Origin of the sequence: Bacillus sp. B1(2022), from assembly GCF_040259625.1 — a bacterium.
GTDB classification, from domain to species: domain Bacteria; phylum Bacillota; class Bacilli; order Bacillales; family Bacillaceae; genus Bacillus; species Bacillus velezensis.
The window spans coordinates 172087-186352 of sequence record NZ_JANIFO010000007.1 but is presented as its reverse complement, the minus strand read 5'-3'; the positions used below and the strand labels follow the sequence as shown (position 1 = coordinate 186352).

13 protein-coding genes are annotated in these 14266 nt (G+C 47.5%); 2 read left to right on the top strand and 11 right to left on the bottom strand.

Features of this window, described 5'->3' with window-relative positions; translation table 11 throughout:
- Positions 1-12 precede the first annotated feature (12 nt).
- Positions 13-747 carry a LytR/AlgR family response regulator transcription factor gene (locus NQS30_RS14040; protein WP_007408091.1) on the bottom strand — a complete coding sequence of 245 codons (735 nt, stop codon included), beginning with the start codon at positions 745-747 and terminating at the stop codon, positions 13-15.
- Positions 725-2506 carry a sensor histidine kinase gene (locus NQS30_RS14035; protein ID WP_007408090.1) on the bottom strand — a complete coding sequence of 594 codons (1782 nt, stop codon included), beginning with the start codon at positions 2504-2506 and terminating at the stop codon, positions 725-727. The genes NQS30_RS14040 and NQS30_RS14035 overlap by 23 nt, the downstream gene beginning before the upstream one ends.
- A gap of 186 nt (positions 2507-2692) precedes the next feature.
- On the opposite strand from NQS30_RS14035, the gene NQS30_RS14030 reads away from it, so the two are divergent.
- On the top strand, positions 2693-3487 hold the full coding sequence (locus tag NQS30_RS14030; protein WP_015240354.1) for an HAD family hydrolase: 795 nt from the start codon (positions 2693-2695) through the stop codon (positions 3485-3487).
- Positions 3488-3541: 54 nt separating this feature from the next.
- Here NQS30_RS14030 and thrS read toward each other — a convergent pair whose 3' ends face one another.
- From thrS to NQS30_RS13985, 9 genes are all read right to left on the bottom strand, one after another.
- Entirely contained in the window at positions 3542-5473 is a 1932-nt protein-coding gene (gene thrS / locus NQS30_RS14025) for a threonine--tRNA ligase (RefSeq protein WP_218791316.1), read from the bottom strand.
- 409 nt (positions 5474-5882) lie between these two features.
- Entirely contained in the window at positions 5883-6713 is an 831-nt protein-coding gene (gene ytxC / locus NQS30_RS14020; RefSeq protein WP_033574195.1) for a putative sporulation protein YtxC, read from the bottom strand.
- A gap of 65 nt (positions 6714-6778) precedes the next feature.
- A complete protein-coding gene (locus NQS30_RS14015; RefSeq protein WP_007408086.1) occupies positions 6779-7420 on the bottom strand; it encodes a TVP38/TMEM64 family protein in 642 nt (213 codons plus the stop codon).
- 31 nt (positions 7421-7451) lie between these two features.
- Positions 7452-8387, bottom strand: coding sequence for a primosomal protein DnaI (gene dnaI, locus NQS30_RS14010; RefSeq protein ID WP_012118157.1), 936 nt, complete (start codon positions 8385-8387; stop codon positions 7452-7454).
- Positions 8388-8411: 24 nt separating this feature from the next.
- A complete protein-coding gene (gene dnaB / locus NQS30_RS14005) occupies positions 8412-9818 on the bottom strand; it encodes a replicative helicase loading/DNA remodeling protein DnaB (protein ID WP_015417981.1) in 1407 nt (468 codons plus the stop codon).
- A gap of 111 nt (positions 9819-9929) precedes the next feature.
- Positions 9930-10388 (bottom strand): transcriptional regulator NrdR, encoded by a 459-nt coding sequence (nrdR, locus tag NQS30_RS14000; protein WP_003152473.1) that lies wholly within the window; start codon positions 10386-10388, stop codon positions 9930-9932.
- A gap of 248 nt (positions 10389-10636) precedes the next feature.
- Positions 10637-11017: an adenosylmethionine decarboxylase gene (gene speD / locus NQS30_RS13995; RefSeq protein ID WP_003152471.1), complete on the bottom strand. Its 381-nt coding sequence runs from the start codon at positions 11015-11017 to the stop codon at positions 10637-10639.
- A gap of 238 nt (positions 11018-11255) precedes the next feature.
- Positions 11256-12278: a glyceraldehyde-3-phosphate dehydrogenase gene (locus tag NQS30_RS13990; protein WP_007408083.1), complete on the bottom strand. Its 1023-nt coding sequence runs from the start codon at positions 12276-12278 to the stop codon at positions 11256-11258.
- Between the two features lie 207 nt (positions 12279-12485).
- Positions 12486-12872 (bottom strand): winged helix-turn-helix transcriptional regulator, encoded by a 387-nt coding sequence (locus NQS30_RS13985; protein ID WP_003152469.1) that lies wholly within the window; start codon positions 12870-12872, stop codon positions 12486-12488.
- A 183-nt stretch (positions 12873-13055) separates the two neighbouring features.
- Between NQS30_RS13985 and NQS30_RS13980 the strand changes: the two genes are divergently transcribed.
- Complete coding sequence (locus tag NQS30_RS13980; RefSeq protein WP_007408082.1) at positions 13056-14255, top strand: MFS transporter; 1200 nt, start codon at positions 13056-13058, stop codon at positions 14253-14255.
- Positions 14256-14266: the final 11 nt, after the last annotated feature.

The window sequence follows — 14266 nt, the reverse complement described above, 5'->3', positions numbered from 1 at the left end:
GCAAAAGCCGCCTCATATAATATGAAGCAGCTTTTTTAAGTCCTTGGCGTATGTACGGCTGACGGGAATTTTAGAGCCGTCTTTTAAGATAAGATTGTACGTCGAATTAAACCACGGATGAATTTCCGTAATATGCTCCGTATTCACGATGAACGCGCGGTGCACTCTCAAGAAACCCGTATCAGGCAGTTTTTTCTCAATGACCGCCAAAGTTTCGTGAACGGAATAAGACGCGGCAAACGTTTTAACGGAAACGTGTCCGTCCTCCATGCCGGCGAAAATAATGTCCTTCGTATCTAAAATGACAATAGATTCACCGGCTGATACAGCCAGTTTATGCGCTCCGGCTGCGGACGGCTGCTCTGAGACGGCTCCTGCCCTGTCCCGCTTCACTCTTTTAAACTTTCTGATCGTCTGGCGCACTCTTTCTTCATCAAAAGGCTTCGTTAAATAATCGAGCGCGTCGACTTCAAAGGCTTTTAAAGCAAATTGGTCATACGCCGTCGCAAAAACGACGGCCGGCGGATTTTTCATGTTTTTCAGCCGTTTGGCAATGTCAAATCCGTTTTCTCCTGACAAATCAACGTCCAAAAACAGCAAATCCGGTTTTTGATCCATCATACTGTCAAAAGCGGATTCAATATTTTCAGCTTCGTTTATGTCACTTACTTCATTCGTCCGTTTCAGCAAATAAGCTAATTCATCTCTTGCCAGCATTTCATCATCAACGATTAACACCTTCAGCATGTTCTTCTCCTTTAGTCATCAGTTTCAAAGGCAGCTCAAATGATACGTCCGTACCTTTGCCGGCCTCACTTTCCAATCGCAGGGCTGCTTTGGGGCCGAACAGCCCGATCAGCCGCTGATTTAAATTGTAAAGCGCGGTTCCCGTCCCTTCTTTAGACGGGAGCGGACGGTTTCCGAGCACGGACAGCAATTCCGGATCAATTCCCCGCCCGTTATCTCCAACCCGCATTAAAACCGACTGACCGGCGGATACCACGCTGACATTGACGGCACAGCTGTCCTGCTTTCTTGAAAATGCATGGCGGAGCGCATTTTCGACGAGAATCTGCAGCACAAAAGGAGGAATTTCGATGTCCTCCAAACCGCGTTCGATTTCAAGACTGATTTTATATTTCCCGGGAAAACGGGCCTGCTCCAATGATAAATACGCCTGCAGATGGTTCAGTTCTTTAGAAAGCGGGATGAGCAGCTGCCTTGCCCCCTGCAGATTGGAACGGAAATAGACGCTGAGCTGCAGCAGAAGCTTTCGGGTTTTTTCCACATCCGTACGGCAAAGAGCAGAAATCGTATTGATCGCATTAAACAGAAAATGCGGATTGACCTGTGCCTGAAGCGCCTTTATTTCTGCGTCTTTCAGCAATTTGCTCTGCAGTTCCGCCTCGCCGAGTTCAAGCTGGGTGGAAAACAGCATGGCGAGTCCTTCTGCAAGCTCTTCTTCAACCCGGCTTAAACCTGACGGGCTTTTAAAGTACATTTTCAACGTCCCGATCGTTTTGCCGTTTGACGTCAGCGGCAATACGATCGCCGCATGCAGCGGACAGGGATCGTGCGTGCATTCAATTTCTTCCTTTGATGTCGCTTTCATAATATGACCCGTTTTAATGACGCGTTTTGACAATCCGGTGATCAGGCTTTCAGACGGAATATGATGGTCGGCACCCGCGCCGACGTGCGCCAAAATCTTTTCGTTATCCGTAAGCGATACCGCGTCCGTTCCTGTTTGCCTGTGAATGATGGCGGCGACGCTTTTGCATGAGCTTTCATTCAGCCCCTGGCGGAAAAACGGAAGCGTCTGATCGGCAATCATCAGCACCCTGTGGGTTTCAAGGGCTCTCGCCCGTTCTTCCTTCCGGATAATCGACTGAATGATCGAAAGAAAAATAAAAGTCCCTGACCCGTTTACCAATATCATCGGGATGCCGATGATGCTCACAAGCGTCCAAGCATCAGAAAACGGCTTGGCCATCAAGAGGATGAGCAGCATTTGCAGCGATTCCATTCCGAGTCCGACAAGCGCGGCCACCCGCGGTGTCGGCATCGCATAGCGTTTTCTGAAATACCGTCCGATCCATCCGGACAAAATGCCCGCTAAAACGGATGAGACGGCACAGCTGACTGCGGTCGCGCCGCCGAGTGATAAACGATGCAGGCCGGCCAGTATGCCGACGCCGATCCCCACATACGGGCCGCCTAAGAGTCCGCCGATTTCAACGCCCATAATTCTTGTATTGGCAATTGAACCGGACGGATTAATTTGAAACACCCAGTCATTATTCATGATTGTATTCCGCTGAATTTCTATTCCCGTATAGTTGCTGATGATACTGAACAGCGAGAAAATTGAAATCAGCACCGCTTTGCCTTTATAGCTCTCAGGCTGCTGGAGCGCCTGTCTGAACAATCTGGTATGAGCCAGAACAAATCCCAATATGACGATAATTCCGACTCTTTCCAGCATCATGATGATCAAATGCAGCATACTTTTCACCTGTTCTTTCAAATTTAATTTTATCACGTTTTAGAGCCTGAGACAGAATCTGACACAAACCTGCCTGTTTTTTTCAAATCATCTGAAAACAAATCTTTCACAGTCTATATATCTATTGTAGAATAAACGGGAGCCTTGCGGCAGAGAGTTTCAGAATATAACAAAGAGGAGAAGATCATGAAAGCCGTATTTTTTGATTTGGACGATACACTGTTATGGGATGAAAAAAGCGTCAGAACAACATTCAGGGAAACATGTTTACAAGCGGAAAAAAAATATGGCCTTGACCCGCATACATTTGAAGATGCGGTTCGGAAAGCGGCACGGGAATTGTATATGTCATACGAAACCTATCCTTATACGGTCATGATCGGCATTAATCCGTTTGAAGGATTGTGGGCGAATTTTTCCGAGCCGGTCAGCGAAGGATTTAAACAGCTGAATCGGATTGCGCCGGAATACAGACGAAACGCCTGGACGAACGGCTTAAAAAGCGTCGGTATAGACGATGCGGCTTACGGCGAATATTTGGCGGAGTTTTTCGCGGCGGAACGCAGACAGCGTCCGTACGTGTATGATGAAACGTTTGCGGTGCTTGATAAGCTGAAAGGTGTTTATGAATTGCTTCTGCTGACAAACGGCGATCCCAGCCTGCAGAAAGAAAAACTAGCCGGCGTTCCTGAGCTCGCGCCTTATTTTAATGAAATCGTCATCTCAGGCGCTTTCGGAAAAGGGAAACCCGACGCCTCCATATTCGAACATTGCCTCGGCCTCCTGAACCTGAAAAAAGAAGACGCCATTATGGTCGGAGATAACCTCAATACTGATATATTGGGAGCGAAACGGGCAGGCATTACGACAGTCTGGGTAAACCGGACGCAAAAGAAAAATGATACGGACATTGCGCCTGATTACGTGATCAGCGATCTTCACGAGCTGTTTGCGATTATAGAGAAACAAAAAGAAAGATAATTTTATACGCAAAAAAACCCCATTCTGAATGAACGGGGTTTTTTGTATTTCCGGTTATTTTTTCGCTTCAGCTACAGCCTTTTTCACAAAATCGTCCAATGAGACGGTTTCTGATTTCTGCTCGCCGTATTTCCGGACGTTTACCGCGCCGTTTTCCGCTTCTTGGTCACCGACCACAAGCATGTACGGGATTTTTTGCATTTGCGCTTCACGGATTTTATAGCCGATTTTCTCATCCCGGCTGTCAAGCTCGACACGCAGGCCTTCACGCTGCAGGCGCTCCTGCACTTTTTTCGCATAATCAAGATGCACGGACGGTGATACAGGAATGACTTGGAATTGCACCGGCGCAAGCCATGTCGGAAGGGCGCCTTTGTGCTCTTCGATTAAGAAAGCAACGAAACGCTCCATCGTTGACACGACGCCGCGGTGAATAACGACAGGACGGTGCTGTTTGCCGTCTTCTCCGACGTAAGTGAGATCAAAGCGTTCCGGAAGAAGGAAGTCAAGCTGTACAGTTGACAATGTCTCTTCTTTGCCGATCGCCGTTTTCACCTGCACGTCAAGCTTAGGGCCGTAAAACGCCGCTTCGCCTTCCGCTTCATAGTAGTCGTGCCCCATCTCATCCATTGCCGCTTTCAGCATGGACTGCGCTTTGTTCCACATCTCATCATCATCAAAATATTTTTCCGTATCTTCAGGATCGCGGTAAGACAGGCGGAATGTGTAATCATTCAGGCCGAAGTCTTCGTATACGTCTTGAATCAAACGGACCGTGCGGATGAATTCTTCTTTAATCTGGTCAGGGCGGACGAAAATGTGCGCGTCATTTAACGTCATGCCGCGTACGCGCTGAAGACCTGAAAGCGCCCCGGACAGTTCATAACGATGCATCGTTCCCAGCTCTGCGATGCGGATCGGAAGCTCGCGGTAGCTGTGAATGTCCTGTTTGTAAATCATCATATGGTGAGGACAGTTCATCGGACGGAGCACGAGTGTTTCATTGTCCATTTCCATCGGCGGGAACATCGTATCCTGATAATGATCCCAGTGCCCTGATGTTTCGTACAGGTCTTTGCTTCCGAGAACAGGCGTATAGACGTGCTCATAACCGAGGCTCAGCTCTTTATCCACAATGTAGCGCTCGATCACGCGTCGGATGGTCGCGCCTTTCGGCAGCCAGAGCGGCAGGCCTTGTCCGACTTTTTGAGAGTTGGCGAACAATTTTAATTCTTTGCCCAGTTTTCGGTGGTCACGCTCTTTCGCTTCTTCAAGCATCCGCAAATGCTCTTTCAGGTCATCCTTTTTAAAGAAGGCCGTGCCGTAAATGCGCTGAAGCATTTGGTTTTTGCTGTCGCCGCGCCAGTATGCGCCCGCAAGGCTAAGCAGCTTAAATTCTTTAATTTTGCCTGTAGACGGCACGTGCACGCCGCGGCACAGGTCAAAAAATTCGCCCTGCTCATAAATTGAGACCGTTTCGTCTTCTGGGATGGCATCCAGCAGTTCAAGCTTCAGATTATCGCCGATTTCCGCAAACATGGCTTTTGCTTCATCACGGCTCACTTCTTTTCGGATAATCGGCAGATTTTCACCGACGATGCGTTTCATTTCTTTTTCAATCTTCGGAAGGTCATCCGGCGTCAGCGCCTGCTCCATTTCAATGTCATAATAGAACCCGTTTTCAATGACGGGGCCGACTCCGAATTTCACATCTTTATAAATGCGTTTTATCGCCTGGGCCAATAAATGCGCCGTGCTGTGCCGCATGATGTTCAAACCTTCTTCTGTGCCTTCTGTAATGATTTCTACGGCACCATCCTCTTGAATCGGTGTTCTTAAATCAATTTCCTGTCCGTTCAGTTTTCCGGCTAAAGACTTTTTCTTTAATCCCGGACTGATGGATGCCGCGATATCTTCTGTTGTTGTTCCTTTCGGAAATTCCTTTACCGCTCCGTCCGGAAATGTGATGTTGATCATATCTGACATCTTCGTCACTCCTTTTTTTATGCAAATCAAAAACCCCGCCCCCTATGAAAGGGACGAGGTTAAATAAACGGAATCGTGGTTCCACCCTTTTTTCCGCGCGGCCGATTGCTTCGGCACCTGCGGCTCTAAGCTCTGTAACGGGAGTTCCCGTCAGCTATTACTGGCGCTTCTTCCGGCGTTCACAGCTGAAGTTCAAAGGCGGTAAAGACAATGATCCATAGCTGGAAAGCTTTCAGCCTGGGCTCTCCTCTCTTATAAAGCCGGTATCAATGCTTCATGTCCTTATCAATACGTGTAGCAATCATTAATCTTTTATGTATTATAAAATGTCTGTGAAAAAAATGCAACTCGGTTTTCCGTCTGATTTCGCAAAGACAGCCCTGCCGCTTACACAAGGCCGTCCGTGCGGCTATCCTTCCGTCTTCTCGGCTGCAAACGCGCCCAGCGGAAAAAGGCGCACCCTCTCCTGAAACACGTTTTGAATCGTTCTGGACATCATATGCTCCGGTTTGTCCGTATACAGTTCTACCGTCTCAGGCGCAATGGAGATCAGCGGCGCAAGGAGATGGGAGTCTATATACATCGGGTGCTCCCGCACAAACCGTCTGTCTATGTATTTTTTCTGTTCCCGTTCTGACAAATAGCGCAGCTCCCACAGCGTAAAAGCCCGGTCATGTACGATGCGGACTTTCTTCATCCGCGGCGGATTGGATGTCACATAATCTCTCAGAGACTGGATAAAGTTTTGATATTCCTGTTCCATCCGATATTCATCTATCGCAGCCTCCGCGTATTCTCTGAGCCGCTCATAATACCTGCTGAGCCGAAACGTCTGAAACGAACGCACGGAAAAAACACCCGCATCAAGTGAAATCGTCCGGAGCGCATCTGAAATAAACTGTGTGCGCGGCTCTTTCTTCGGCTCGAACGGATGATCATCAAGCTCTCCTTCCATAATGCTGTGTGCAAGCTGAAGGATTTGCTGCTGTTCATCCTGATCGGTGAAGCAGTATGCATCCTCAATAAGCGAAAGCATATGCTCGTCTTCTTTGCATTCCAAAAAAAACCTGACAAGTATCGGCTCAATAAAGCGCTGAACGCAAAAAGCCGTTTCAGACCTTGCGATTCCGACTTTTTTTATGCCTTCACGGACAATAAAATGTCTCCGGTCGTCCGATTGCTGAATGAGATGTAAAAAAGCGGCGGTATCGTGGTCATCTTCAAAGATCACTTCAAGCATATTTGTCCCCCCTTACGGCATCTGTTACAAGTATATGGGGGATGTTTTTAAAATAGACGTAAAGGTTAGCTTTCACCGCCGAACAAATGACGCACCTTCTTTTTAAATATAACGGGAAGCGATAAAAATACGATGTAAAGACAGATCACGCCGAGTACGGTCAGCACATTGCCGGACATAAAGCTCGCGCCGAGCACATTCAGGACGATCGTCCCCGGAATGATGCCCGCTGCGGTCGCCAAAAAATACGTCATCGGCCTGACTTTCGATAGGCCCGCGGCATAGCTGATCACATCAAAGTTAACAGGCAGAATACGCAGGATAAAAATATAAAAGAAGCCATTGGTTTTCATCTGCTTTTGAATGGCTTCCATTTTTCCATGACGGCTTTTCTCATTAAAGGCAAACAGCCCCGCTGCAAAAAAAGACGCGGCGGCAGCGCCCATTGAGCCCGCCAGCGTATACACGGTGCCGAAAAACGGGCCGAACGCCAATCCTCCGGCGACGGAAACGATTGATACGGGAAACAGCACAAAAGGCCTGACGATGGAAATTCCGATAAACACAAGCGGCGCAAAAACACCGAACGATAATACCCACAGCCGGATCTCCTTAGGCGACAGATTCAGATATTTGCGGTTTGCCCACAGCAAAAGGCCCGCTCCCGCCGCAGCCGCAGCCCAAGTGACAGCCTTCTTATTCCTCATTCCCTCAAATCCTTCCCATTGGACGCCGGCATCATGAACGGCGGCGGTTTTCCCCGTCAAGACGGACGGGCGAAGCCAAATATAAAATCCGCTCCATCAGTCTTGCCGCTTTTACTTCTTCCTTTTCTCCCCGCTGTGAATACGTAAAATGATGCTTCAGCTCGTCAGGTGAAAAATTAGACGAGAAGAAAGTGGGAAGCTGCTGGCTCATTCTGTGCTGAAGCACGGTGCCGATGACCTCATCTCTGACCCAGCTTGTCATTGACTCCGCTCCGATGTCATCAAGCATCAGTACGGGCGTCGTTTTCACCATATTCAGTTTCGCCTCCAACGACTGATCCTGGAGCGAGTTTTTCAGCTCTCTGACAAATTCGGGAACATATACGATCATTGATGAATACTCTTTTTCCGCCAGCTCATTGGCAATGGCGGCTAAAATAAATGTCTTCCCGATTCCGAATTTTCCGTACAGATACAGCCCTTTGCCTTTTCCCGTTTCATTATAGCTCTTCAGAAAATCCGTCACATGCTGGAAAATGCCGACTCTGCTCGGATCGGTAATGTCGATCTGCTGAAACGTCGCGCCGAGAAGATCCTGCTGGATATACATGCTCTTCATCAGGGACTTTTGCCTTTTCTGGCGGTCGAGCTTTCTCTTTTCCGGACATTCGTAATATTCAATATCGATGGAACGCCCGTTGATCACAAGCTTCGGATGATAGCCTTCAAGCAGGCTGTTCGTCCGGCTGTCTTTCGAACAGAAGGCGCACTGTTTGCTTTGCTGAACGAATTCGTACAGTTTATTTAACCCTCTGTCAATCATGCTTTGATTGATTACATCTTTCTGTTCCTTCAAAAAAGCCTGGACGTCTTCGTCGGCCATGACTTGCTGCTGCATTCGTTCCAGGCGTTTTTGAAAGTCAGGTCTTTTCGTCACGCCTTCTAAGGATCGGCTGATCGGTTCCATTCAATATCACCCCGCTTCTCTGTCTCAATAGGCAGAGTATTTTTTCAGTTTTTTCATTTCTTCCATCATTTTTTTCTTCTGTTCTTCAAGATCCTGCGCGGAAAGAGCCGGCTGTTCTTGTTTCTTCCCGGTTTCTTCTTTCATCCAATCAGGGCGCTTTTCTTCCCGGACGGTTTTTTTGCCGCGCGCCGCGCCGTTTGTTTTGCCGTCCGCCCAATCAAGATATTGCCTGTGCTCTTCTATTGCGAGCTTCATTGCTTCCCGTACCGTTTTGACTTTCTTTCTGGCCCAGTGGGCGGCGATTTTTTGGATATAGTTTTTGGACAGCTTCATATCCGTTTTCAGCATGACATAATAAATCAGCACATTGGTGACGCCGGGCTCAAGCTTTTGTTCGAACATAATATCGGCAATAATCTGCAAGTCGGCTTTTGACGGCTCGGTCCCGTCCGCAATGTCCTGAAGAAGCTTTCTCGGTGATATGGTCTCAAGCTGTGCGATGAGTTCGCCGTTCAATGAATCGTCCTTTTCCGTCCGGTTTTCTCTCAAGGTGACAGGCTGTGTTTTATCAATCAGTTCCGGAAGCTTACCGCTTCTTTCAATTTGGTACCAGTCGCTGGCCGCTTTCCTCAGCGCTTCGGCCGTTATCGTATCCTGTTCATTAATTGCGGTCATGACGACGTGCTGCATGGAGATAGGATCTATTCCGTATAAATATGAAAGCTTTTTAATGCTCTCCCGCACGTCCTGCGTGATTGATTTACGCGGTATCATCGTTTCTGACAGTCCCGCCATGAAAAGCTCAAAATCAAATACTTCCTCCGTCACCGTATAGGAAGGCGCTTGTCCGACAGACGCCGTCTCATAGTCCTCGGGGAGCTTCATCGCCTCTTCCATATCAGGCGTCATTTTCCATTCGCTCGGCTGAAAAGAGGCAAAAGCGTGATTAAACGGACGGGTAATTTCCCTTGCGCCCGCGCCGACGGAAGGGTGCGTGTAAAATTGTCTCAGCTGCTGGTATTTCGTTTTACCGACTCTGTTATAAAGAAAGACATTCAGCATGCCGTCTTCAAAAAAATCATTCGGTCTGAGCGGGGGCAGCAGCTCATAAATAAACATCCGCTCTTTTTGCTCGGACTCCCGGATATATACTTTCAGCAGCCCGATTCCTTCAAGCTTTCCCTGTTCATGATGAATCTTTTTTAAATTTGACTGCATCATGCCCATCAGCTGCCTGTGCGTGGATTCCGCTCCCCACAAGCGGTTCTGCTCAAGCTCCCCCCATAAGGTCATATAAAGGGAGAATGCAAAAGAACCGATCAGCGGCTGGTACAGATGTGTCAAAACCTGTCTGTCGACATCCTGAAGAAGCGAACGGCTTTTGACCGTATAAGGATCTACAGGCAATACGTCATTCCAATAGTCAGCCATGATTCTCAAACCTTCCGATATGTTTCTACTCTCATTTTACACCGTTTCTGCGATCTATCAAATGCCAATTTTGCTCATGAGAAAAGAGCCAGACACAATCTCTTAGCTCTCTCAGCGTTCTTTCTTTATTAAATCTTTCAATTCATCGATAAACACGTTTATATCCTTAAACTGCCGGTAGACGGAGGCAAAGCGGACATAAGACACCTCATCGATTTTCGCCAGACGGTCCATTACCATTTCTCCGACAAGTTCGCTTTTGACTTCAGATACACCTTGATTTCTCAGCTCTTTTTCAATGTCAAAGCACATGTCTTCCAATGTTTTTAAAGGAACGGGCCTTTTTTCACAAGCTTTAATTAACCCGCGCAGCATTTTTTCACGGCTGAATTCTTCCCGGACGCCTTCTTTTTTCACGACGATCAGAGGCATCTCTTCAAACTTCTCAAATGTAGTGAAGCGGTAATGGCAGGCTTCGCATTCCCGCCTTCTGCGGATTGATTTCCCTTCGTCCGCAGGCCGTGAATCAAGTACGCGGGAACCGTTGTGCTGGCATGAAGGACATTTCAAATTGGATCAGCTCCCATCTGTTTCGTTGCTGTAATGCGGTTCGCAAGCTTCCGGTAAATGCCCGCCAACGTTTCTAGGATGAGCCTATTTGTTGGGAGAGCCGATAGACCGGCCTTATCTTTTCTATTTTACAAAAAAAATGCTTAAAGAAAAAGCAATGCTGTTTTTTTACATTAGAAAAGGAGCATCAGCTTCAAAGCGCGTAATGGCTTTTTCAGCTTAGCTCCCTTGTGTTTGCGTTTTGAAAATTACAGTACTTTCGCTTGTGCCTGTTTAATCTGTACAGGCCCCATTCCTCTCGGTATTTCAATGTTTTCTCTTGTATCTGCATGTAATGCGTCCGCAATGTAATCCGCAGCCACATTAGGATCCAGGTCTCCACAAGTATAAACATCAATGCTTGCATATCCGTGTTCAGGAAAACTGTGAATCGTTAAATGTGACTCAGAGATGATAACGACTCCGCTTACGCCTTGCGGTGCAAATTTGTGAAATGCGACCTCGCGCACTTCAGCTCCTGATTTCAAAGCAGCATTTACAAACGTTTTTTCAATAAAATCCATGTCATTGAGCTTATCAAAATCGCATCCCCACAGCTCGGAGATGACGTGACGCCCCATTGTTTCCATAATCATGGACCCCCCTTAACAAGAATTAAAAAAGTGAATTTCCGAGAACTGACCCGGCCATTTACCACGGGGGAAAGTTAGTCCGGAGAGGTCCTAACCCTTTAAGTAATTCCGAAGCAGTCACGAGCAAGAAGTTCACGAAAGATAGTATACTGTGTTTAAGTTTATTTTGCAAGGTGTGTTTTTTGCGAATATGCCGTTAAGGGTTTTTTTCTAACAAATGTCCATGATCTTTAGTCTACACAGCTGACGGGTGTTTCATTCGCGCGGCGACGTGACGGATAAGATCAACGACCCGGCAGGAATATCCCCATTCATTGTCATACCAGGCGAGCACCTTTACTTTTCGGTCTTCCATCACCATCGTTGTCAGACCGTCGATGATCGCAGAGTGTGAATTCGTATTATAATCCGAAGAAACGAGCGGCTCATCCGAATAATCAAGAATGCCGTACATCGACGTTTTTGCGGCTCTTTGGAAAGCGGCGTTCACTTGCTCGGCCGACACATCTGTTTTCAGATCGCAGACAAGGTCCACTAATGACACATTCGGAACGGGAACACGCAAAGCGAGGCCGTGAAGTTTTCCTTTCAAATGAGGCAGCACGAGCGACAGCGCTTTGGCGGCGCCTGTAGAAGTCGGAATGATGGATTCTCCGCACGCTCTCGCCCTCCGCAGATCTTTATGCGGATTGTCGATATTTTTTTGATCATTCGTGTAAGCGTGAACAGTCGTCATCAGGCCGCTTTCAATCCCGAATTCCTGATCAAGCACTTTGACGACCGGCGCAAGACAGTTTGTCGTGCAGGATGCATTTGAAATAATGACATGTTCATCGGGATTGAACTGCTCTTCATTTACTCCCATGACAATGGTAACGTCTTCATTTTTGCCCGGAGCCGTTAAAATGACTTTTTTCGCCCCTGCTTCAATATGGCTCATCGCTTTTTCTTTTGAATTAAATTTCCCCGTTGCCTCTACGACGATGTCTATTCCGCATTCTTTCCACGGAAGCTCTCTCGGGTCCCGGCGATTGAACAGCATAATATGTTTTCCGTTGACGATCAGGCTGTCGTCGGAGGTCTCAACTTCTTGATCGTATTTACCGTGAATTGTGTCATACTTTATCAAATGAGCAAGCGTTTCCGGGGGATAGCTTGCATTAATGGCTGTTATTTGAATTTGATCATCTTCCATTGCTTTTCTGAACACCATTCTTCCGATTCTTCCAAACCCGTTGATTGCTACTTTTACCTTCATGCTCAGGTCACCCCTTTTTAATATGCCACTCTAATTTACCTTTATTTATATATAGTATAACACATTAAAAGAAATCCGCCAGTACAACTTGATAAAAATCCACCCTTATACCGATCAATATGTTGTTCAATCGGTTTTTTTGCATATAAAATGATCTTTCTTCCATAAAAAAAGCAGGATCAGCGTCTCAGGCTGCCTGCTTTTTTCTTATATTTGTCCCGGTTCTTTAAATTTGTCATTTAAAATGCTGTCCTCTAAAACGGAAGACACCTCGCCGTACCGTTTAGCAATATGCATCGCGCCCCAGTCGCACAGCGCGTTTAAAATTCTTTCCAGACTGTGCCCGTATTCACTCAGCTCGTATTCCACTTTCGGCGGCACCTGATTGTATACGATCCGGTTGATGACGCCGTCAGCTTCCAGCTCCCGCAATTGCTGTGTCAGCATCTTCTGGGTGATGTCCGGCATAAGCCGCTTCAATTCGCTTGTCCGTTTTTTCCCGCGCATGAGGTGGCAGAGGATCACACACTTCCATTTTCCGCCGATCACTTCAAGCGCCGCCTCTACGGATATATTGTATTTTTTCTTCAGCAACGGTAATTCCTCCTCATCTATAGGAACTAAAAAGTGCCTATGGCACTTAAAAGTACGTTCTTTTCAATGACACTTCTATCGATCATAATGACATTTGCCGGCTGAAAAGGAATGTACTCTTATACTTATATCGTTTACCCGGCATCATTTCAACCATACATTATCGTTCAAGGAGGAAAACAGATGTCTTCACATCGCCAAAGCTATTTACCAGCGCTGCTGGCATTAGCCGTCAGCGCTTTTGCGATCGGCACAACCGAATTTATCAGCGTCGGGCTGCTGCCGCTTATATCTCAAGATCTGCATATACCTGTGACAACGGCGGGACTTACCGTTTCCATGTATGCTCTGGGCGTGACATTCGGCGCGCCGGTTTTAACGTCTCTCACATCCGGCATGTCGCGGAAAACGCTGCTGCTCTGGGTGATGTTAATTTTTATTGCCGGAAATACACTCGCAGCGAGCGCTTCCTCAATCGGCGTCTTACTGGCGGCACGGGTCATTTCGGCTTTTTCCCACGGCATTTTCATGTCAATCGGGGCAACAATCGCCGCCAATATCGTGCCGGAGCATAAAAGAGCAAGCGCGATTTCTATCATGTTTACGGGGCTGACGGTGGCTACGGTGACCGGCGTTCCATTCGGCACCTATCTCGGCCAGCAATTCGGATGGAGAATCGCATTTGCCGTCATTGTGGCGGTAGGAATCATCGCATTCCTCACAAACGCGCTTCTCGTTCCGTCACATTTGCGCAAAGGGACGAAAACCGCATTTGCCGAGCAGGTCAAACTCGTCACAAACGGCCGGTTATTGCTTTTATTTATCATTACCGCGTTAGGCTACGGCGGAACGTTTGTCGTGTTTACGTATTTATCTCCGCTTCTTCAGGAGGTAACCGGTTTTCAGAAAGAAACCGTCGCGGCCATCCTGCTCATTTACGGAATTGCGATTGCCATCGGAAACATGATTGGCGGCCGTTTATCAAACCGAAATCCGCTGAAAGCCTTGTTTTATATGTTCATTGTCCAGGCTGCTGTGCTGTTTGTTCTGACTTTTACCGCGCCGTTTAAAACAGCCGGGCTGATCACCATTATTTTCATGGGGCTGTTGGCGTTTATGAATGTGCCGGGGCTTCAGGTATATGTCGTGATGCTGAGTGAACGTTTTGCGCCAAGCGCCGTTGATACAGCATCAGCATTAAATATCGCGGCATTTAATGCCGGAATCGCGATCGGCTCGTTTGCCGGCGGAATCATTACAGACTCAATCGGAATCATTCATACCGCTTGGATCGGGGCGCTGATGGTGCTCAGCGCGGTCGTATTAACCGGATGGAGCAGGAAGCTTGAAAAGCGGGATCGCACTGCCCTTGAAAGGAGGTGAGTTTTTCTTCA